The sequence below is a fragment of the Dietzia sp. CH92 genome (genome assembly GCF_032248695.1).
Lineage (GTDB): Bacteria > Actinomycetota > Actinomycetes > Mycobacteriales > Mycobacteriaceae > Dietzia.
On record NZ_JAVHXC010000005.1, the window covers coordinates 241,253 to 260,911 of the forward strand.

Consider the following 19,659-nt stretch of genomic DNA (forward strand, 5'->3'; position numbering starts at 1 on the left):
GCCGCCCCCGGGCGGCCCGACAGACCACCCACCGAGAGGACCCGCCCCATGGACCGAGCCCGCACCGGACAGCGACCGGCGTTCGAGAGCATCGACCACGTCATCGACGCCCTCGGCGACCAGGGGTACCTGGCCGACCGGTCGACCGCGACGGTGGTCTATCTCGCCGACCGGCTGGGCAAGCCGCTGCTCATCGAGGGCCCGGCGGGCGTCGGCAAGACCGAGCTGGCCAAGGCCGTCGCCGCCGCCACCGAGGCCGAACTCATCCGCCTGCAGTGCTACGAGGGCGTCGACGAGGCTCGGGCTCTGTACGAGTGGAACCACGCCAAGCAGATCCTGCGGATCCAGGCCGGCCAGGGAGAGGGCTGGGACTCCACGCGCGACGACGTGTTCTCCGAGGAGTTCCTCCTGTCGCGGCCGCTGCTGACCGCCATCCGCCGCAGCGATCCCACCGTGCTGCTCGTGGACGAGGTCGACAAGGCGGACATCGAGATCGAGGGTCTGCTGCTCGAGGTCCTCAGCGACTTCGCGGTGACCATCCCCGAACTGGGGACCATCGAGGCCACCCGCCGGCCGTTCGCGGTCCTGACCTCGAACGCGGCCCGCGAGCTGTCCGAGGCGCTCAAGCGCCGCTGCCTCTACCTCCACCTCGACTTCCCGACGCCCGAGCTGGAGCGCAAGATCCTCGCCTCCCGCGTGCCCGAGCTCGACGACCGGCTGGCCGAACAGCTCGTGCGCGTGGTGGGCGTGCTGCGCGCGATGGCGCTGAAGAAGGTGCCGAGCGTGTCCGAGACGATCGACTGGGGGCGCACCCTCGTGGCGCTGGGCCTGGACACCATCGACGACGAGACCGTCCTGCAGACCCTCGGCGTGGTCCTCAAGCACCAGTCCGACCAGCTGCGCGCCGCCGCCGAACTGCGGCTCAACTAGACGCCGTCGCGCAAGGCGAGCGGAAGGGGGGCGAGATGACCCAGAAGAGCCCGGGCGGCCTGTCCGGCCACCTCGTCGACTTCGTCGACGCACTACGACGCAAGGGGATCCCGGTCGGCCCCAGCGAGGCGGTCGACGCGGCCTCGGCGATGGTGCACGTCGACCTGCTCGACCGCGCCGCGCTGCGCGAGGCGCTGGCCTCGACGATCCTCCACAAGCCCACGCACCGGGGCGTGTTCGATCAGCTCTTCGACCTGTGGTTCCCCGCCGCCGTGGGCGCGCACACCCCGGGTGACGGGGTGGTGCTCGAGGTGGAGATCCCGACCGACGACGACGGCAAGGTGGATCCCGACGCGCTGAACGAGCTCATCGCCTCGCTCCTGCTCGAGGACACCGACGAGTCCCGCGCCAAGGCCCGGGCGCTGGCCGAGCTCCTGGTGGAGCAGCTCGGCTCCTACGACTCGGTGAACGGTCCGCGCTATTCCGCCTACCAGGCGCTGAGCCCGCTGGACACGAACTCGATCATGCAGAGGATCCTCGACGGGCTGCTCGGCGCCGACCCGTTCGATCCCGACGGTTCCAAGCGACACGCGGAGAAGACCGCCGCCGCCAACGCCGCCGCGGACATGGTGCGCGGGTTCCTGCGCGAGGTCGCCGACGAGACCCGCCGCCGCACCGCCGAGACCGTGGGACGGGACAGGGTGGCCCAGTACGCGGTGGGGCCCGCCGCCGAGCAGGTGGACTTCCTGCGCGCCAACGACCAGGACCTCCAGGCGCTGCGGCGCCGGGTGGGGCCACTGGCCCGGCAGCTGGGCAGCCGCCTGGCCGCCCGCCGGCGTCGGCACCGGCACGGCGCGATCGACATGCGCAAGACCATGCGCCGGTCGATGTCCACCGGCGGCGTGCCGGTCGAACTGGTGCTGCGCAAGCCGCGGCCCGCCCGCCCCGAGTTGGTCGTGCTGTGCGACGTGTCCGGGTCGGTCGCGGGTTTCAGCCACTTCACCCTGCAGCTTGTGCACTCGCTGCGCGAGCAGTTCTCCCGGGTGCGCGTCTTCGCGTTCGTCGACACCACCGACGAGGTGACCTCGTACTTCGAATCCGGTTCCGACCTCGGCTCGGCGATGAGCCGCATGGTGCGTGAAGCCCGGATCGTCACCTACGACGGGCATTCCGACTACGGCCACGCCCTCGCGGGGTTCGCCGACAAGTACGCACACACCCTGACCCGGACGGGGTCGCTGCTCATCCTCGGCGACGGCCGGAACAACTACCGCGATCCGGCGGTCGGCGCCCTGGAGTTCGTCAGCGAACGGGTCGGCCACACCCACTGGCTCAACCCGGAGCCGAGACGACAGTGGGGGACCGGCGACTCGGCAGCCAGGCTCTACTCCCAGTACGTGCCCATGCACGAATGCCGCAACGTCGAACAGCTCACGGCGGTCGTCTCCAGCCTGCTCCCCGTGTGACCCCGCGCTGCGGTGGGCGCGGCAGGCGACTACGCGTCATGACCGACCGATAGACTCGGTGACCATGACCACGACGGGAACCGCCGACGGCGAGCGACGCCGCATCGGAGTGATGGGCGGGACCTTCGACCCCATCCACCACGGGCATCTCGTGGCGGCCAGTGAGGTGGCCCACCGGTTCGGACTCGACGACGTCGTGTTCGTCCCCACGGGAGAACCGTGGCAGAAGTGGGGCCGGGACGTCTCACCGGCCGAGGACCGCTATCTCATGACCGTCATCGCGACCGCCTCCAACCCGCGGTTCTCGGTCAGTCGCGTGGACATCGACCGTCAGGGGCCGACCTACACGGTCGACACCCTCAAGGATCTGCTGCGCCAGCACCCGGAGACCGACCTGTACTTCATCACGGGTGCCGACGCGTTGGAGAAGATCCTCACCTGGCGCGGATGGGAGGAGATGTTCGAACTCGCCACGTTCGTCGGGGTCTCACGCCCCGGCTTCGAGCTGTCCGACACCCACCTCACCGAGATCGAGGACGGACGGATCTACCTGCTCGAGATCCCGGCCCTGGCCATCTCGTCCACCGAGTGCCGCCGGCGCGCAGCCGACGGCGCCCCGGTCTGGTACCTCGTCCCCGACGGGGTCGTGCAGTACATCGCCAAACGCAACCTCTACCGGCCGGAGGGGTCCACCCGCCTCGACGGCACGCCCGCAGCGACGGCCCCGGTACACCGGATCCCCGTCCCCATCGAACCCCACCCCGAGGAGAACCCCCAGTGACCGCAAGCCCCGAGGCCCTTGAGATGGCCGCCGTCGCGGCCCGTGCCGCCGACGACAAGCTGGCGACCGACATCGTCGTGATCGACGTGTCCGGCCAACTCGTCATCACCGACTGCTTCGTCCTCGCCTCCGCCGAGACCGAACGTCAGGTCAACGCCGTGGTGGAGGAGATCGAGGACAAGCTCCGCGAGGCCGGCCACAAGCCGCTGCGCCGCGAGGGCACGCGCGAGGGCCGCTGGGCCCTGTTGGACTACAACGAACTCGTCGTCCACGTCCAGCACGTCGACGAGCGGGACTACTACTCGCTCGACCGCCTGTGGAAGGACTGCCCCGTCGTGGAGATCGACGGCGTGGAGACCTCCCGCCGTCCCGAGACCGCCGGCGCCGGCGGGTCCGACGACTCGCTCGCCCCGGAGGAGCCGCAGCGGGACCAGGAGCTCTGAGCTCGAAGGTGACCCGCCGTCTCATCCTGCTGCGTCACGGCCAGACGCACTACAACGCCTCGCTCCGGATGCAGGGGCAGCTGGACACCGAGCTCAGTGAGCTCGGGGTGCGGCAGGCGCACGCCGTCGGTCGTGTCCTCGCCCCCCGCCGGCCGTGGACGATCCTGTCCTCGGACCTGCAGCGGGCGCACGAGACGGCGAGAGCCCTGGCGTCCGAGGTGGGACTGGAGGTCCGGACCGATCCGCGACTGCGGGAGACGCACCTGGGCACCTGGCAGGGGATGACCCACTCCGAGGTGGACGGGCAGTGGCCGGACGCGCGGCTACAGTGGCGCAGCAGCCCCCGCTGGGCGCCCCCGCAGGGGGAGAGTCGCATCGACGTGGCGCGGCGTACCCGTGAGGTCGTCGACGAGCTCGTGGAGTCGGCGCCCGACTGGGGCGAGCACCCGGCCGTGATGGTCGCCCACGGTGGTGCCATCGCGGCCCTGACCGCGGCCCTGCTCGAGTTGCCCGTGGAGCAGTACCCGGTGTTCAACGGGCTCGGCAACACCTGCTGGGTCCAGTTGTCCGCGCACCCCCGGCCCGGGGACCCGGCCGTGTCGAACGCCGAGCCGGAGGTCGCGCCCACCACCGACGCCGCCCGGCGGGTGCTGTGGCGGCTGGACCAGTGGAACGCGGGCATCACCCCGCCGGTGGACGCGCCATGACGATCCGGCTCGTCACCGACTCGTGCTCGGACCTGCCCGCCGGGTGGGTCCGGGAGTTCGGCATCACGGTCGTCCCCCTGCACGTCGTGGAGGAGGGGGACCGGGCGGTGTCCACGGCGGCGGTGACCCCCGACGAGATGGCGGCCATCTACTCCGACCTCCTCGCCGACCCGGAGTGCACGGGGATCGTGTCCGTGCACCTGTCCAGGGAACTCTCGCGGACCTGGCAGTCCGCCAGCGACGCCGCGACCCGGTTCGGCGGCCGGGTGATGGTCTCCGATTCCCGGGTCGCCGGGATGGCGTTCGGCGCCGCCGTCGCCCAGTGCGCCTGGGCGGCGGGTCGCGGGCTCGGACTGTCGGCGACCTACGACCTCGCCGAACGACTGTGCCGTGGAGCGTCGACGTACGCGGCCCTCGAGTCACTGGAGCACCTGCGCCGGGGCGGGCGGATCAGCGCCCTGGCCGCCCTCTTCGGCAGCGCGCTCGCCATGCGTCCGGTGATCGTCCTCCGATCCGGTGCGGTCGACCTCGCGGCCAAGGCGCGCACCACGACCAAAGCCCACGAGCGGCTCCGGGCGTTGCTGCGCGACGAGGTGTCGCGCGGCGACGTCCTCGTGGTGATCCACCATCACGAGGCGCCCGATCGCGCCACGGAGATGGCCGCGGAGATCCGCAAGGAGACCCCGTTCCCGGAGCGGGTCGTCATCGTCGAATTCGACGAGGTCCTCGCGTGGCACCTGGGCCCCGGAACAGTGGGCGTGTCCGTGACGGACCTGGCCGACACCGAATTCCCCATCCCCTCTCCCTCTCCACAGGACGCGGACTGACCGCCTGTCACGACACCGGCCGGGGGAGGGCGCCGGGCTAGCGTCGCGCCCATGCGAACCGAGACCCGGGCCCGACCCGCCGATCCGGAGCGGGCGGCCGCGCTGCACCGTCTGGCCGGAGCGCTCGCGCCACCGGTGGCCGCCCCTGCCGCCGCCGACCCCGCCGCGGCGGGCGCCGACTCCGCAGGCTCCGCCCGCGCGGCGGCGGTGCCCTGGGCCGCGCTGGACGCCGACGGCGACCGGCCGGAACGCGTCCCGGCGGCGGAACCCGACCTCGCCGCGTGGGCCGACCCACCGTGGTGGGCCCGGATCCGGTGGGCGCCGGACCGGCTCGCCGGCATCGCCCTCGTGGTGGTGGTGCTCGCGCTCGGAGCGTTCTCCGTCCACCGATTGCTCGCCGCCGTCCCCGAGGGCCCACCCGTGCCCGATCTGCCGCTCGCCTCGCCGGTCGCCGCGGCCGGGGGAGGCGACGTCTCCTCGGCGGGGGCACCACCCGCGGCGGCGACCCCGACGCCGGTGGCCTCCGCCGCCGGGGCGGCACCCGGTGCGGAGCAGGAGCCGGTCGTCGTCTCGGTCGTCGGACTGGTCGGTCGCAGTGGGCTGGTCACCCTCGCGCCCGGTGCCCGGGTCGCGGACGCGCTCGACAGCGCGGGCGGCGTGCTGGAGGGCGGGGACCGCGACGGGCTCAACCTGGCCCGCAAGGTCGCCGACGGCGAACAGATCCTCGTCGGCGTGGCCCCGGGACCGGACGGGCCGAGGGGGCCGCGTAGCGACATCGTCGGGCCCGGCGCCGGTGGGTCGCCCCCGGGCGGCCCCGGGTCCCCGGGCGGTGGTGCTCCCACCGCGCCCGGCCCCGGGAAGGCGCGAGGGGGCGACGCAGGGCTGATCGACCTGAACACCGCCGACGCCGCCGCCCTCGAGACCCTGCCGGGGGTCGGGCCGGTCACCGCGGCGGCGATCCTCTCGTGGCGCACGGCCAACGGGGCGTTCGCCAGTGTCGACCAGTTGGTCGAGGTCGACGGGATCGGCCCGGCGACCCTGGCGAAGCTGCGGGACCTGGTGACGGTGTGACCGACCCGGCCCCGGGGCCGCCCCCGCACGCCGACGGCGCGCCGGGCGGGAGCCCCGCCGCCCGTGACCTCCGACTGGTCCTGCCCACCCTCGCGGTGTTCATCACCACCGCCGTTGCCGTCGCCGACGCCGCGGTCGGCGCCGCCGCGCTGGCGGTGGTGCTGACGGCCGCCGCCGCGGTGGCCGCGACGTGGTCCGCCGGTGCCGGCCACCGCTCGCGGCTCGACAGCCGCGCGCTCGGGGTGCTGGCCCTGGCGTGCGCGGTCGGCGCGGTCGCGGCGGGAGTGCAGGCGGCGCGTACGCATGCCCTGGCCGCGCACCCGTTGGTGCAGCTGATAGGCGCCCGCACCGGGGTGGAGGCGGTGGTGACGGGGTTCGACCGGCCGGTACGCGGCGGCGGGGTGATGGTCCCCGTCCGGGTGGAGGTCACGGGGACGGGAGCGACCGCGCGCACGGGCGAGCTCGACGTCGTGCTCCTCGCGCGGGCGGGCTGGCGGGGCCTGCCACCGGGGACTCGCGTGCGGACCTCGGTGACGGTGCTGGAGCCCCGCTCGGCCGGGGAGCCCCCGGGCCTCAGGGCGCTCGCGCCACCGCGGGTCACGCGGGGCCCGGGGTGGACGGGCCGCGTTCCGGCGGCGGTGCGGCACCGGTTCCGGGAGGTCTCGGAGCGGGCCCTGACAGGGGAGGCGTCGGGGCTGCTGCCGTCGTTCGTCCTGGGGGACGAGGGCGGGGTGTCGGAGCGGACCCGCGACGAGTTCCGCGCCTCCGGACTGGCGCACCTCGCGGCGGTCTCGGGTGCCAACACCACCTACGTCGTGGGCGCGGTGCTGCTCGGCGCCGCGGCGACGGGGGTCGGACGCCGCGGTCGCCTCGTCGCCGCAGGGCTCGCGCTCGCGGGATTCGTCGCGGTGGTGGGGCCGGAACCGGCCGTGTTGCGCGCGGCGGGAACCGGGGCGATCGGCCTGGCCGCACTCGGTGCCCGACGGACGGGGCGCCCGCTGGCAGCGCTCGCGGCGATCGTCCTGCTCGTCACCCTCCTCGACCCCGGCACCGCCACGGGGACCGGATTCGTCCTGTCGGTCTGTGCGACGGCCGCGCTCGTGGTGGCCGCGCGACCGGTGGCCCTGCGGGTGCGCCGGCCGTGGATGCCCGGACCGGTGGCCGACGTCCTGGCGGTCTGCATCGTCGCCCACCTGGCCACGCTGCCGATCCTGGTGGCCTCCGGTCTGGCGTCGGGGCCCTGGGCGCTGCCGGCGAACATCGCCGTCGCCCCGGCCGTGCCGGTCGTGACGGTGCTGGGGACGGCGGCCGCCGCGCTCGGCCCGCTGTGGGAGGACGGCGCCGTGGTGCTGTCGGCGATGTGCGCACCCGCGTTGTGGTGGCTCGAGACCGTCGCCGGGGTCGCGGCGGGCCTGCCCGGTTCGCCGGAGATCACGCCCGCGTGAGCAGCTCCTGCTCGCGGACCAGGTCGAGGGACAGCGTCCGGTAGCCCTGCTCCTCGAAGAACACGGTGAGCCGGTCGTCGTCGACGCTCATGACGATCCCCGAACCCCACTCCCGGTGGATCACCGCTGACTGCAGCGGGAAGTCGGCGGCGGAGTGCGTGATGTCCACGGCGGTGCCGGCATCGCAGGTGTCGCAGTTCCCGCACGGGTCCGCGAGTTCCTCTCCGAAGTAGCCGAGGAGGAACTGTCGTCGGCACCCGTCGGTCTCGGCATACCCGCGCATCATCTCGATCCGCGAACGGTCGATCCGCTCGAGGGTCTCGGACATCTCCTGCGCGCGCGCCACCGCCTCCTTCGGGCGGAGATCCTCGATGAGCTCGATGCCCGTGCGCCCGGAGGAGACCACGGTCGCCGCCTCGAGGAGGTTCACCGCGCCCGTCACCCGTTTGCCGCCGGCGTCGACGGCCTTCTTCAACCGGCTCAGCCGCACCGGGCCGTCCGCGCGACGCAGGTTCCTCACGACCGCACGGATGACGTCCTCGTCGGCGCTGTGGGAGGAGAAGAAGCTGCGCAGCCCCAGGTCCTCACTGCGGTAGTGCAGTTCGATGGTCGCCGGTTCCCGGTCGCGCCCCGCGCGGCCCGCCTCCTGGTAATAGGTGTCGAGCGAGTCGGGGATGTCGGCGTGGAGGACGAACCGCACGTCCTCCTTGTCGATCCCCATCCCGAACGCGCTCGTCGCCACCACCACGTCGAGGTCGCCGTCGAGGAAGGCGCCCAGCGTCTCCTCGCGCTCCGCCGCCTTCTGCCCGGCGTGATAGGCGCGGACCCTCAGTGGGCGGTCCGATGCGGCCGAGCGCTCGGCGATGCGGGCCGCGTACTCCTCCGTGGACCGGCGTGTCGCGGTATAGATCAACCCGGGCCCGGCCAGCTCCACGGCCCGCTCGACGACCGTGTCCTTCTTGTCGTCGTCCTCCACATGGCGCCGCACGGCGAGATGCAGTTCCGACCGGTCGAAGCCGCCGGCGAGCACGAGCGCGCCGGACATGTCGAGCCGGTCGAGGATCTCCTCCCGCACCGGCGTCGAGGCGGTCGCGGTGAGCGCGATGACGGTCGGGGAGCCCATGCGGTGCCGGGCGGCGTCCAGACGCAGATAGTCGGGGCGGAAGTCGTGACCCCACGCGGAGACGCAGTGGGCCTCGTCCACCACCAGGAAGCTCGGCCCGGCCTCGCGCAGGCGGTCGAGCACCTCGCGTTTGGCCAGCTGTTCGGGGGTGAGGAACACGAAGTCGACGCGCCCGGCGACGACGTCGTCCCACGCGTCGGCCTGCGCGCGGGCGCCCATCGAGGAGTTGATCGCCAACGCGCGCGTGGGTGCGGAGTCCGCGAGTTCGTTGAGGCCCTCGCACTGGTCGGTCTGCAGTGCGATGAGCGGGGAGACCACGATGCACGGGCCCTCCGACATGATCCCGGCGAGCTGGTAGATCGCCGACTTGCCGTAACCCGTCGGCAGGACCGCCAGGACGTCGCGGCCGCCCACCGCCGCCTCGACCGCCTCGGCCTGCGGCGGCCTCAGCTCGTCCCAGCCGAAGACGCGGTGCGCCACCTCGCGTGGATCGGTGGCCTCGGCCTGCGTCGTCGTCACGTGTGTGTCCTCTCCGTCGCGGTCGGGCGGCCCGCGGTGGCATGGTCCCGGACCCTCGAGCGTAGGCGCGGACCGCGCATCGGCCACCGCGCGCGGCCGACGCCGACCGGTCGCGGACAGCGTGGACCCACCCCTACAGTCGGTCCATGGAGATGCGCATCACGCTCACAGTCGACGGCGCACGGCACGAGGTCACCGTCGACACGCGCACGACACTGCTCGACGCGCTGCGCGACCGGATCGGGAACTACTCGCCCAAGAAGGGCTGTGACCACGGTCAGTGCGGGTCGTGCACCGTGTTGGTCGACGACCGCCGGGTCACCTCGTGCCTGTCGTTGGCGGTGGCGCAGGAGGGGAGGGACGTCGTCACGGCGGCGGGGCTCTCCGCGGACGGGCTCCACCCGGTCCAGCAGGCGTTCATCGACTCCGACGCGTTCCAGTGCGGGTACTGCACACCCGGGCAGGTGTGCAGTGTCGTGGGAATGCTCGACGAGGCCGGGCGGGGCACACCGAGCCACGTCACGGAGGACCTCGACGCCGAGGTGGACCTGACCGACGACGAGATCAGAGAGCGCATGAGCGGCAACCTGTGTCGGTGCGCGGCGTATCCGAACATCGTCGCCGCGATACGACAGGTCCGGGACTCCTCCGCCGCGACCGGTGACGGGGGCGCGCGATGAGACCGTTCCGCTACGAGCGCCCGGAGGACACCGATGCGGCGGTCGCGCTGCTGAGTCGACACGACGGTGCGAGGCCGCTGGCCGGCGGCACCAACCTGGTCGACCTGATGAAGCTCGGGGTGGCGACCCCCGATGTGATCGTGGACGTGTCCCGGCTCCCGCTGGACACCGTCGACCCGCTGGACGGGGGCGGGGTGCGGATCGGCGCCAACGTGCGCAACGCCGACCTGGCCGGGCACCCGGTCATCCGCACTGACTACCCGGTGCTGAGCCGGGCGCTGCTCTCGGCGGCCTCGCCCCAGTTGCGCAACCTCGCCACGACCGGCGGCAACCTCCTCCAGCGCACCCGCTGCGTGTACTTCCAGGACGTCACCACCCCGTGCAACAAGCGTGAGCCCGGCAGTGGATGCTCCGCGATCGGTGGGTACACCCGCTACCACGCGGTCTTCGGCCACTCGGACGACTGCATCGCCACCCACCCCTCCGACATGGCCGTCGCGCTGGCGGTGCTCGACGCGACCGTGGTGGCCCTCGGGCCCGGCGGCGAGCGTCGGATCCCGGCTGCGGACTTCCACCGCCTGCCGGACGACCGGCCGCATCTCGACACGGTCCTCGAGCGCGACGAGCTCGTGGTCGCGGTGGAGCTGCCGCCGCCGGTGCCCGGCGCCGTCTCGACCTACCGGAAGGTCCGCGACCGGGCGTCGTTCGCGTTCGCGCTCGTCTCCGTCGCCGCGCATCTCGAGGTCGACGACGACGAGGTGATCACCGGCGTCCGGATCGCCTGCGGCGGGGTGGCGCACAAGCCGTGGCGGGCGGGGAGGGCCGAGGAACTGCTCGTCGGCCGGACGGCGAGCACCGCGGTGTTCGCCGAGGCGGCAGACGCCGAACTGGCGGGCGCGACGCCTGTAGAGGGTGCGGAGTTCAAGGTCCCGCTGCTACGGCGGACGATCATCGCCGTGTTGCGCGATCTCGCCGCGGAGGCCGCGGGCGGCCGCGCGGGCGCCACCGGGCAGGAGGGACCGCGATGAGCGCCATCGGCACCTCGACCCCGCGGCTCGACGGGCCCGCCAAGGTCACCGGGACCGCGCAGTACGCCTTCGAGCACACCGGACCCGGCGAGCCCGTGTTCCTCCACCCGGTCACCTCCACCATCGCGCGCGGCTCCGTGGCGTCCATGGACACCTCCGAGGCAGAGTCGCAGCCGGGAGTGCTCGCCGTCCTCACGCCCTGGAACACGCCTCGGCTGGCCGACACCTCCGAGCGCGAGTACGCGATCTGTCAGGACACCGACGTGCTCTACCGCGGCCAGCCGATCGGCCTCGTCCTGGCAGAGACGGCGGAGGCGGCGCGGTGGGCGCAGTCGCTGGTGCGGGTGGAGTACGAGCAGCGGCCCCACGACGTGGGGTTCCGCACCGACCACCCCGATGTCTACGAGCCCGAGGTGGTCAACGGCGGCTACGAGCCCGCGTCGACGACCGGCGAGATGGGGCCGTCGCTCGCCCGCGCGCGGGCGGAGGGGCACGTGGTGGATCAGAGCTACTCCACGCCGGAGGAGCACAACAACCCGATGGAACCCCACGCGGTCTCCGCGTACTGGGACCCGGACGGTCCCCTGTTGACCATGTACGACTCCACACAGTCCCCGCACGGCGTGGCCTCCACGCTCGCGCCGGTCCTGGGACTGGAGACCGGGCAGATCCGGGTGATCGCCCCGCACGTCGGCGGCGGGTTCGGATCCAAGGGCGCGCCGCACGCCCACGACGTGCTGGTGGCGCTGGGGGCCATGCACCTGCCGGGCCGGCTGATCAAGTACGCGGTGACCCGGCAGCAGATGTTCGTCTTCGTGGGTTATCGCCCGCGGACGGTCTCGCGGATCCGGTTGGCGGCCGACGCGGACGGTCGCCTCACGGCGATCGGCCACGAGGCCTGGTCGGGGAGTTCGCGGGTCAAGGAGTTCGTCGAGCAGTCGGCCGTGCCGTCGCGCTCGATGTACGCCGCACCCAACCGGCGGACCTCCCACCACGCCGTTCCCCTCGACGTGCCGGCCCCGTACTGGATGCGGGCGCCGGGGGAGGCCCCGGGCGCGTTCGCCTCGGAGGTCGCGATGGACGAGCTCGCCGAGGCGTGCGGACTCGACCCGATCGAATTGCGGGTGCGCAACGACCCGGAGACCGACCCCGAGTCCGGCAGACCGTGGACCTCGCGGCGTCTGGTCGACTGCCTGCGTGAGGGCGCCGAGCGGTTCGGGTGGTCCGGGCGCCCCGCGACACCGGCGTCGCGCCGGGACGGTCGCTGGATGGTCGGCTACGGCGTCGCCAGCGCCGCGTACCCGCACATGGTGCAGCCCGGGTCGCGGGCGACGATCCGCGCGGAGGGCGGCGGCCGCTACCGCGTGCAGGTCGGCGCCGTGGACATCGGCACCGGCACGTGGACCGCGCTCACCCTGGTCGCCGCGGACGCGCTCGGGGTTCCCGCCGAGTCCATCACCCTGGAGATCGGCGACACCGCTCTGCCGTACGCCACCGTCGCCGGTGGGTCGTCCGGAATCTCGTCGTGGGGCTCGGCCATCTTCGCCGCGGCCGGGCGGTTCCGGACGAGGTACGGCGAGGACCCGCCGGCGGGCGCGGAGACCACCGCCGCCGCCGGGGACAACCCCGAGCTCGAGCGCTACCGCGCGATCTCGTTCGGCGCCCACTTCGTGGAGGCCCGCGTGGACGCCGACACGGGTGAGATCCGGGTGCCGCGGATGCTCGGCGTGTTCTCGATCGGTCGCGTGGTCAACCCGCGCGCGGTGCGGTCGCAGTTCATCGGCGGCATGACCTTCGGGCTGTCCATGGCGCTGCACGAGCAGAGCGTCCGGGACACCCGGTTCGGCCACGTCGTCACGCAGAACCTCGCGGACTACCACATCCCCACCCACGCCGACGCCACTGATATCGACGCCGTCTGGCTGGACGAGGTGGACGAGTTCGCGACCCCGATGGGCACGCGCGGGGCGGGGGAGATCGGCAACGTCGGCAGCGCGGCCGCCGTGGTCAACGCGATCCACAACGCCACCGGTGCGCGCATCCGCGACCTGCCCGTCCATGCCGACGCGCTGCTGGAGCACCTTCCGGTCGACCAGTAGGCGCCGCGGCGACCGGCGGCCGGGCGGGGATCAGCGGCCGCGGCGACCGCGGGTCAGGGGGTCACCGGGCGCGGCGGACGCTGTGGTCGCCGGCCGCGGCCGCCAGGTCCTCGGGCCGGTCGACGTCGCGCGGCGATCCGGTGTCGTCGCAGGGGACCTCGGCGACCAGGTGGGCGTGCGCCCGCAGATAGTGGCGTGCACCGACGTCGCCGGATGCGCTGGCGATGACGCCGGCGAGGTGATCGGCGCCCAGGAGAACGGGATGGCCGCGGACCCCGCCGTAGGTCGCGACCGCCAGTGCGGACCCGGCTGCGGCGACCCGCCGGACCGCCTCGGCGCCGAGCCAGGGCATGTCCACGGGCACCACCACCACGTCGCCGGCGCCGATCGTCTGCAGACCGACGCGTAGCGACGATCCCATCCCGGTGTCCCACCGCGGGTTGTGGGTGACCTCGGCGCCGGGCACGGTGAGCTCGGCGGCGCCGCTGACCACGACGACGCGCTCGCACCCGCCCTCGCGCAGCAGTGCCACGGCGCGGTCGACGAGCCGCGTGCCGTCGTACTCGACCAGGGCTTTGGGCCGGCCGAACCGTCGACCGGCCCCGGCGGCGAGGACGAGTCCGATCACGTGTGGATCGCCGCCTCGAGCCCGGCCAGCGGGGCGCCGGAGCCGCCGCGCCGGTGCGCGACGAGTTCGGCGGCGATCGACAGGGCCGTCTCCTCCGCGGTGCGCGCACCGAGGTCCAGGCCGATGGGGGAGCGCAGCCGCGCCAGCTCGCGGTCGGTCAGGCCCTCGGCCCGCAGCAGCTCCAGACGCTCGGCGTGGACGCGGCGACTGCCCATCGCCCCGACGTATCCCGCGGGGCCGCGCAGGGCGGCGGTGAGGAGCGGGATGTCGAACTTGTGGTCGTGGGTGAGCACGCAGATCGCGGTGGTCTCGTCGACCGGCACGGTGTCCAGGTGCTCGTGCGGCCAGCGGGTGACGACCTCGTGGGCGTCGGGGAACCGTTCCGGCCGGTTCAGCGCGGGCCGGGCGTCGCAGACCACCACCCGGTAGCCGAGCATCGCGCCGACGCGGCTCAGGGACTCACCGAACGCGCCGGCCCCGAAGATCAGCAGCGTCGGGGCGGCGAAGGAGTGCAGCAGGACCCGCGGTGCGTGTGAGCGCCCGCGGTGGGACGCGGTCAGGCCGTCGGGGTCACCCGGGGCGCCGGTGTCGACCGTGACCGCGCCGGCCCGGCCGAGTCGCTCGGTCGCGAGGCGGGCAATGTGCCGGTCGAGGAGGTCGTCGCCGAGGGATCCCTCCGCGCCGTCGGCGCCGAGGAGCACGTGGGCGCCGGCGTGGTCGCCCGTGAGAGCGGTGGCCAACACGACGGGCTCGCGGCCGCGCAGCATCTCGTCGAGGCGGCCCAGCAACGTGTCGCCCGCGTCGTCGACGGGCTGGACGAGGACCTCCGAGGTCCCGCCGCAGGTCGGGCCCTGGGACAGCGGGGAGGCGTCGGAGCCGTCGAACCGTTCCAGTACGGTCCGGCCGTCGTCGATGGCCTGTCGGCACAGTTCGTAGACGGTACCGTCCACGCAGCCGCCGGAGACCCCGCCGACGATCTCGCCGCTGGCGGCGACCGCCATCGCGGCGCCCACCGGGAGGGGCGCGGAACCCCGGGTGTGGACGATCCGCGCCAGGGCACACGGCGTGTCGTCGCGGCGCCACCGCCGTACGGCCTCGAGCACGGATTCCACGCCGCCCAGTATCGCGGGCCGCCCCGGGTGCCGCATCCGTTGCCCGTCGCGGCGTCAGGCCGTGTCGCCCCGCCGGCCGGCCGGTCGACCGGATGCAGGGTCCACGCACGCGGCGGACCATGAACCGCGATAACGGATCCCGGCGTCGCCGACCCTGAGGAGGCAGGATGAGCAATCGGGAAGACCTGGCAGGGCGGACGGTCGTGGTGACGGGCGCCTCGAGCGGATTCGGCCGCGGCACGGCACTGACACTGGGCGCGCTGGGGGCCCACGTCGTCGTCGCCGCCCGACGCCCGGACGTCCTCGACGAGGTGGTCGCGCAGATCACCGACTCCGGCGGCACCGCGATGGCGGTGCCCACCGACGTCAGCGACCCGGACGCCGTCGAGCGCCTCGCTCAGGCCGCCGAGGGCCGGTTCGGCCACATCGACGTGTGGGTCAACAACGCGGCGGTCGGCGTCATGGGCCTGTTCTGGGAGATCCCGCTCGCCGATCACGCCCGGCTGGTCGACGTGGACCTCAAGGGGATGATGACCGGCGCCCACGTGGCCCTGCGACGGTTCGTCGAGCGCGGCGAGGGCGTGCTGGTCAACGTCGGTTCGGTCGCCGGCGAGGTGCCGCTGGCGTACCAGGCCAGCTACGCCGCGGTGAAAGCCGGCGTCACGAGCCTGGGCCGCTCGCTCAACGAGGAGCTGCGGCTCGCCGGACTGCACGAGACGATCAAAGTCGGCACCATCCTGCCGTGGGCGGCCGACACGCCCTGGTGGGACCACGTGGGCAACTACACCGGCCACGCGCCGAGGCTGGCGGCGATGGACGACCCGGACATCGTGGTGGACGCGATCGTCGACGCGTGCGTCGACCCGGAGCAGGAGCGGCCCGTGGGGCCCAAGGCACGCGGTGCCACCGCCTCGCATCGCCTCTTCCGCGAGCTCACCGAGCGGTTCTCGGGGACGCTCTCGGAGTCCGAGATCGGGAAGGGCACGCCCGCCCCGGACACCTCGGGAGCCCTCCACGAGCCGGTCGCGGAGGGCACCGCGGTGCACGGCGACACCCGTGAGCGGATGGTGATGGAGGACGGCGAGCGCCGCTCGTGAGGCCCGGGGTGGTGGCGGGTCAGGGCCCGGGCGACCGGTCGGGGCGTCGTGGCACGATGACGGGGAGCGTCGGGGACGGTGCGGTGGTCGCCGGACGACGACCGGAGTGAACAGACCCACGACGAGAACCACGACAACGACGACGACGAGGAGCGCAGATGGCATCGGGGCCCGCGCCGGCTGTGTTGCACCTGGTGCTCGGGGAGGACGAGTTCCTCACCGAGCGCGCCACCACGGGCGTCGTCTCGGCCGTGCGCGCCGCGACACCGGCGGGGCAGGACCCGCCCGTGGTCTCGAGGTTGGGCGGGCCCGAGGTGACGGCGCCCCAGCTGTTCGAGCTGCTCTCGCCGTCGCTGTTCGGGGAGGCCCGGATCGTGGTGATCACCGGGGCGGCGGAGCTGGGCAAAGACGCCCAGGCGGCGGTGCTCGACGCGGCGCGCGACCTGCCGCCCGAGACGGTCCTGGTGGTCCAGCACACCGGCGGCGGGCGCGCCAAGTCGCTGGTGGCGGACCTGCGCAAGGCCGGCGCGGAGGAGCACTCCGCCGGCAAGCTCACCCGGCACATGGACGTGGTGGGATTCGTGCGCTCGGAGTTCCGCGGCCTGGCTGTCCGCGTCGCGCCGGAGGCGTGCGAGGCGTTGGTCGAGGCGGTGGGCACCGATCTGCGGCAGCTGGCCTCGGCGTGCGGTCAGCTGGTGGCCGACACCGGCGGGAAGGTCGACGTGGAGGCCGTGCGGCGCTACCACTCGGGTGTGGTGGGGGTCAGTGGGTTCACGGTGGCCGAGCGCGCGGTGACCGGCGACGTCGCGGGGGCGATCGAGGCCCTGGAGTGGGCGCTGCACACGGGCGTGCCGGAGGTCGTGTTGGCCGACGCGTTGGCGGATGCGGTGAACTCGATCGCGCTGGTGGGTACGCAGCGTGGCGTGCCGCCGGGGGAGCTGGCCAAGCAGGGCCTGCCGCCGTGGAAGGTCAAGAAGGTCACCGCCCAGACCCGCTACTGGTCCATCGAGACCCTGGGCAGTGCGCTGCAGGTGGTCGCGCGTCTCAACGGCGAGGTCAAGGGGCAGGCGGAGAATCCGTCCTTCGCGCTGGAGCGGGCGGTGCGGGAGGTCGGGTCACTGGCCTCGCTCTGACCGGACGGCGGCCACGGTCAGCGCCGGCGGCCACGGTCAGCGCCGACGGCCACGGTCACCGCCGACGGCCGGCGCCCGTCCGCGTCTCACGGCCGAGGTGGCGGGCACACGACAAGGGCCCACCTCGCACGCGTGGTGCGGGGTGGGCCCTCGGAGCCTCGACGCGTCGGTGGCGCTGACGCGGGGCTGGGCGGCTCCCGGCCGGGAGCGCCGGGGTGACTCAGAGGCTGTTGACGGCCTTGGTCAGCGCCGACTTCTTGTTGGCGGCCTGGTTCTGGTGGATGACACCCTTGCTGGCGGCCTTGTCGAGCTGGCGGGAGGTGGCGACGAGCAGGGCGCCGGCCTTCTCCTTGTCACCGGACTCGGTGGCCTCGCGCAGGCTGCGGATGGCGGTACGCAGAGCCGACTTGGTCGACTGGTTACGGAGGCGGTTGCGCTCGTTGGTGCGGTTCCGCTTGATCTGGGACTTGATGTTGGCCACTCGTCACACCTTTATGTCGTGTGTCGACGGCTCCACGAGGGGATCCCGCCGATCTGATGTCTGGTCGTCTCGTCCGTGCGGGCACGTGGAACGTGCTCCGGTGGACACCGACGGCCCACTTTACCAGTGGGGTTCTCACCGGCCAAAACGTCGGCCGACCCCCGTCGACGCCAGACAACGTTACTGGGACGCCGCCCACTCGGCCACCCGACGGTCGCTCTCGGCGTCGGAGAGGTCCTCGACACGGGTCATCACCGACCACCGCACCCCGAAGGGGTCACGGAGGGAGGCGTAGCGGTCGCCCGAGACGAAGGTCGTGACCGGCTCGCGGACCGTCGCGCCGAGGGCGACCGCGCGGTCGACGACGCCGTCGACGTCCGGGCAGTACAGGCCGAGCGAGTAGCAGTCGTCGTCGCCGTCGGGCATCGCGACGAGGCCGTACTCCGGGTTGACGGCGCCGATCTGCAGCCTGCCCGCACCGAAGTCGAGCTCGGCGTGGACGAGGAGCCCGCCCATCTCGGTCACGCCGCAGACGCGGGCGCCGAAGGCTGACTCGTAGAAGCGCAGCGCCCCGGCGGGGTCCCGCAGCGCCAGGAACGGGGTCAGGCTCGTGTGCCCGTGGGGGATCCCGTCCGTCGTGTGCTCGCCGGTCACCCCGGCCGGCCGATCCTGTGTGCTCATGCCCATGACGCTAGGGGCGGGGCCGCGCACGAACTTGTAGATTCGCGACAGATGTCCACTCCGACGGATCGGGGGTGCGGGATGAGCGGTCTCGACGACGCGCGGGGCGTTCTCTATCCCGACGCACTACCCACGTTCCACCGGCGTGCGGTGCCGGACGGGCTGGCCCACCTCGTCCGGTGGTACTGGATCGCGCGGTGGGACCTACCGGACGGCGAGGTGTCCACCCAGGCGCTGCTGCCGTTCCCCGCGGCGAACCTGGTCGTCCAGCCCGGGGGCATCACCCTGTCCGGGCCGACCACGTCCGCCTCCTCCCGGCATCTCGAGGGGCGGGGATGGGCGTTCGGCGTGCTCCTGCGCGCCGTCGGTCTGGCCACGCTGGGGGTCGCCCCCGCAGAGATCGTCGACGCGGAGGTCCCGTTCCCCGGGGCGGAGCAACTCGAGGCCGAGGTCGCACGGTGCATGGAGGAGGGCGACGACGCGGCGGCCGCCCGGGTCATGTCCGCGTGGTGGACGACCGCGGCCCGGGCTCCCGGGCGCGAGGCCGAGAGCGCGCGTACGGCCGACCGGCTCATCGAGATGGTGGAGAGCGATCCGGAGATCGTCGGGGTGGGCCACCTGGCCCGCCGGATGGGGATGTCGACCCGGGCCCTGCAGCGTCTGGCCGCGGACCACATCGGGCTGTCCCCGCTGCGGATCATCCGCCGCTACCGCCTGCAGGAGGCGGCGCTGCGGCTGCGGCGGGACCGTCACCTGACGATCGCCGACGTCGCCGCCGAGCTCGGGTACGCGGACCAGTCACACCTCGCGGCGGACTTCCGCTCGACGCTCGGGCTCGCGGCGCGGGACTACCGGCGTCAGCGCCACCCGTAGTCCGCGCGGAGCCGCTCGGCGACCCGGTCGAACTTCTCACGCGGGCAGATCGCGCCCTCGCGTCGGATGCCCTGCTCGGGGACGTCCAGCACCCGGTCCAGGCGTACCCAGCTCGGTCGGCCCTCGGAGTCCCACGGGCCTGATCCGAGTCCGAGCCACCCCTCGTCGTCGTCCCTTCTCTCCCTCGAGGAGAGCTGCAGGCCGAGCAGGCGGTCCCCGTCGCGCCCCACCACCAGGACCGGACGGTCCTTGCCGCGCCCGTCGTTCTCCTCGAACTCCACCCACGTCCACACGATCTCGCCCGGGTCGGCGTGACCGTCCAGGTCCGGGGCGTAGGTGATCGTGCGGGCGCGGCTCGAGGTGGGGGCGGTGCGGGTGGTGGCGGGCCGGCCCGCCGCGCCGGACCGCCGCGAGAGGGCGGGGGAGGGCGCGCGGTCGTCCAACCGCCTGCGCACCTCGCGTGCGACCGTCGGTCCGTATCTGCGGCCCATCCGGACCGCCGTGCGACCCACGCGGGCCCAGTCGATAGCCATGC

General features: G+C 73.5%; 20 protein-coding genes. 14 read left to right on the forward strand and 6 right to left on the reverse strand.

Going from position 1 to position 19,659, the window contains the following annotated elements:
* Positions 1-48 precede the first annotated feature (48 nt).
* The 8 genes from RWK90_RS12365 (at position 49) to RWK90_RS12400 (ending at position 7,670) form a co-directional block, all read left to right on the forward strand.
* Positions 49-930, forward strand: a complete 882-nt coding sequence (locus tag RWK90_RS12365) for a MoxR family ATPase (RefSeq protein WP_314037925.1) — start codon at positions 49-51, stop codon at positions 928-930.
* 35 nt (positions 931-965) lie between these two features.
* On the forward strand, positions 966-2,396 hold the full coding sequence (locus RWK90_RS12370; RefSeq protein ID WP_314037926.1) for a VWA domain-containing protein: 1,431 nt from the start codon (positions 966-968) through the stop codon (positions 2,394-2,396).
* A gap of 64 nt (positions 2,397-2,460) precedes the next feature.
* Complete coding sequence (gene nadD, locus RWK90_RS12375) at positions 2,461-3,177, forward strand: nicotinate-nucleotide adenylyltransferase (RefSeq protein WP_314037927.1); 717 nt, start codon at positions 2,461-2,463, stop codon at positions 3,175-3,177.
* The gene (gene rsfS / locus RWK90_RS12380; protein ID WP_314037928.1) at positions 3,174-3,620 is read left to right on the forward strand and encodes a ribosome silencing factor; all 447 of its coding nucleotides are present in this window, start codon (positions 3,174-3,176) and stop codon (positions 3,618-3,620) included. The genes nadD and rsfS overlap by 4 nt, the downstream gene beginning before the upstream one ends.
* Before the next feature lie 8 nt (positions 3,621-3,628).
* Positions 3,629-4,327, forward strand: coding sequence for a histidine phosphatase family protein (locus tag RWK90_RS12385; RefSeq protein ID WP_314037929.1), 699 nt, complete (start codon positions 3,629-3,631; stop codon positions 4,325-4,327).
* Positions 4,324-5,154 (forward strand): DegV family protein, encoded by an 831-nt coding sequence (locus RWK90_RS12390; RefSeq protein WP_314037930.1) that lies wholly within the window; start codon positions 4,324-4,326, stop codon positions 5,152-5,154. The genes RWK90_RS12385 and RWK90_RS12390 overlap by 4 nt, the downstream gene beginning before the upstream one ends.
* 51 nt (positions 5,155-5,205) lie before the next feature.
* The gene (locus RWK90_RS12395) at positions 5,206-6,225 is read left to right on the forward strand and encodes a ComEA family DNA-binding protein (RefSeq protein WP_314037931.1); all 1,020 of its coding nucleotides are present in this window, start codon (positions 5,206-5,208) and stop codon (positions 6,223-6,225) included.
* Positions 6,222-7,670: a ComEC/Rec2 family competence protein gene (locus RWK90_RS12400; RefSeq protein WP_314037932.1), complete on the forward strand. Its 1,449-nt coding sequence runs from the start codon at positions 6,222-6,224 to the stop codon at positions 7,668-7,670. The genes RWK90_RS12395 and RWK90_RS12400 overlap by 4 nt, the downstream gene beginning before the upstream one ends.
* Here RWK90_RS12400 and RWK90_RS12405 read toward each other — a convergent pair.
* A complete protein-coding gene (locus tag RWK90_RS12405) occupies positions 7,657-9,312 on the reverse strand; it encodes a RecQ family ATP-dependent DNA helicase (protein WP_314037933.1) in 1,656 nt (551 codons plus the stop codon). The genes RWK90_RS12400 and RWK90_RS12405 overlap by 14 nt on opposite strands.
* Positions 9,313-9,458: 146 nt before the next feature.
* On the opposite strand from RWK90_RS12405, the gene RWK90_RS12410 reads away from it, so the two are divergent.
* The 3 genes from RWK90_RS12410 to RWK90_RS12420 are packed head-to-tail and all read left to right on the forward strand — an operon-like array spanning position 9,459 to position 13,119.
* Complete coding sequence (locus RWK90_RS12410; RefSeq protein WP_314037934.1) at positions 9,459-9,992, forward strand: 2Fe-2S iron-sulfur cluster-binding protein; 534 nt, start codon at positions 9,459-9,461, stop codon at positions 9,990-9,992.
* The gene (locus tag RWK90_RS12415) at positions 9,989-11,020 is read left to right on the forward strand and encodes a xanthine dehydrogenase family protein subunit M (protein WP_314037935.1); all 1,032 of its coding nucleotides are present in this window, start codon (positions 9,989-9,991) and stop codon (positions 11,018-11,020) included. The genes RWK90_RS12410 and RWK90_RS12415 overlap by 4 nt, the downstream gene beginning before the upstream one ends.
* A complete protein-coding gene (locus RWK90_RS12420) occupies positions 11,017-13,119 on the forward strand; it encodes a xanthine dehydrogenase family protein molybdopterin-binding subunit (protein ID WP_314037936.1) in 2,103 nt (700 codons plus the stop codon). Before RWK90_RS12415 ends, RWK90_RS12420 begins: the two co-directional genes overlap by 4 nt.
* Before the next feature lie 61 nt (positions 13,120-13,180).
* Here the strand turns inward: RWK90_RS12420 and RWK90_RS12425 are convergent, their stop codons facing one another.
* Together RWK90_RS12425 and RWK90_RS12430 are read right to left on the reverse strand one after the other, a co-directional pair.
* On the reverse strand, positions 13,181-13,747 hold the full coding sequence (locus RWK90_RS12425; RefSeq protein ID WP_314037937.1) for a nucleotidyltransferase family protein: 567 nt from the start codon (positions 13,745-13,747) through the stop codon (positions 13,181-13,183).
* Positions 13,744-14,859 (reverse strand): XdhC/CoxI family protein, encoded by a 1,116-nt coding sequence (locus RWK90_RS12430; protein WP_314037938.1) that lies wholly within the window; start codon positions 14,857-14,859, stop codon positions 13,744-13,746. Before RWK90_RS12430 ends, RWK90_RS12425 begins: the two co-directional genes overlap by 4 nt.
* Positions 14,860-15,026: 167 nt before the next feature.
* Between RWK90_RS12430 and RWK90_RS12435 the strand changes: the two genes are divergently transcribed.
* Positions 15,027-15,956: an SDR family NAD(P)-dependent oxidoreductase gene (locus tag RWK90_RS12435; RefSeq protein ID WP_314037939.1), complete on the forward strand. Its 930-nt coding sequence runs from the start codon at positions 15,027-15,029 to the stop codon at positions 15,954-15,956.
* A gap of 158 nt (positions 15,957-16,114) precedes the next feature.
* Positions 16,115-17,089: a DNA polymerase III subunit delta gene (gene holA, locus RWK90_RS12440; RefSeq protein WP_314037940.1), complete on the forward strand. Its 975-nt coding sequence runs from the start codon at positions 16,115-16,117 to the stop codon at positions 17,087-17,089.
* Between the two features lie 220 nt (positions 17,090-17,309).
* Here holA and rpsT read toward each other — a convergent pair whose 3' ends face one another.
* Together rpsT and RWK90_RS12450 are read right to left on the reverse strand one after the other, a co-directional pair.
* The gene (gene rpsT, locus RWK90_RS12445) at positions 17,310-17,570 is read right to left on the reverse strand and encodes a 30S ribosomal protein S20 (protein WP_007629872.1); all 261 of its coding nucleotides are present in this window, start codon (positions 17,568-17,570) and stop codon (positions 17,310-17,312) included.
* 180 nt (positions 17,571-17,750) lie between these two features.
* Positions 17,751-18,251 carry a VOC family protein gene (locus RWK90_RS12450; protein ID WP_396230331.1) on the reverse strand — a complete coding sequence of 167 codons (501 nt, stop codon included), beginning with the start codon at positions 18,249-18,251 and terminating at the stop codon, positions 17,751-17,753.
* 51 nt (positions 18,252-18,302) lie between these two features.
* Between RWK90_RS12450 and RWK90_RS12455 the strand changes: the two genes are divergently transcribed.
* Positions 18,303-19,124 carry a helix-turn-helix domain-containing protein gene (locus RWK90_RS12455; RefSeq protein ID WP_314037942.1) on the forward strand — a complete coding sequence of 274 codons (822 nt, stop codon included), beginning with the start codon at positions 18,303-18,305 and terminating at the stop codon, positions 19,122-19,124.
* Here the strand turns inward: RWK90_RS12455 and RWK90_RS12460 are convergent.
* Positions 19,109-19,657, reverse strand: a complete 549-nt coding sequence (locus RWK90_RS12460) for a type II toxin-antitoxin system PemK/MazF family toxin (protein WP_314037943.1) — start codon at positions 19,655-19,657, stop codon at positions 19,109-19,111. The genes RWK90_RS12455 and RWK90_RS12460 overlap by 16 nt on opposite strands.
* Positions 19,658-19,659 lie beyond the last annotated feature (2 nt).

Bases quoted from the DNA above. Each gene is read 5' to 3' on its own strand.
- RWK90_RS12370 (WP_314037926.1), top strand. From the start codon at position 966: ATGACCCAGAAGAGCCCGGGCGGCCTGTCCGGCCACCTCGTCGACTTC.
- nadD (WP_314037927.1), top strand. From the start codon at position 2,461: ATGACCACGACGGGAACCGCCGACGGCGAGCGACGCCGCATCGGAGTG.
- RWK90_RS12450 (WP_396230331.1), bottom strand. From the start codon at position 18,251: ATGAGCACACAGGATCGGCCGGCCGGGGTGACCGGCGAGCACACGACG.
- RWK90_RS12420 (WP_314037936.1), top strand. From the start codon at position 11,017: ATGAGCGCCATCGGCACCTCGACCCCGCGGCTCGACGGGCCCGCCAAG.
- RWK90_RS12410 (WP_314037934.1), top strand. From the start codon at position 9,459: ATGGAGATGCGCATCACGCTCACAGTCGACGGCGCACGGCACGAGGTC.
- RWK90_RS12435 (WP_314037939.1), top strand. From the start codon at position 15,027: ATGAGCAATCGGGAAGACCTGGCAGGGCGGACGGTCGTGGTGACGGGC.
- RWK90_RS12365 (WP_314037925.1), top strand. From the start codon at position 49: ATGGACCGAGCCCGCACCGGACAGCGACCGGCGTTCGAGAGCATCGAC.
- RWK90_RS12395 (WP_314037931.1), top strand. From the start codon at position 5,206: ATGCGAACCGAGACCCGGGCCCGACCCGCCGATCCGGAGCGGGCGGCC.
- RWK90_RS12455 (WP_314037942.1), top strand. From the start codon at position 18,303: ATGTCCACTCCGACGGATCGGGGGTGCGGGATGAGCGGTCTCGACGAC.
- holA (WP_314037940.1), top strand. From the start codon at position 16,115: ATGGCATCGGGGCCCGCGCCGGCTGTGTTGCACCTGGTGCTCGGGGAG.
- RWK90_RS12460 (WP_314037943.1), bottom strand. From the start codon at position 19,657: ATGGCTATCGACTGGGCCCGCGTGGGTCGCACGGCGGTCCGGATGGGC.
- RWK90_RS12415 (WP_314037935.1), top strand. From the start codon at position 9,989: ATGAGACCGTTCCGCTACGAGCGCCCGGAGGACACCGATGCGGCGGTC.
- RWK90_RS12390 (WP_314037930.1), top strand. From the start codon at position 4,324: ATGACGATCCGGCTCGTCACCGACTCGTGCTCGGACCTGCCCGCCGGG.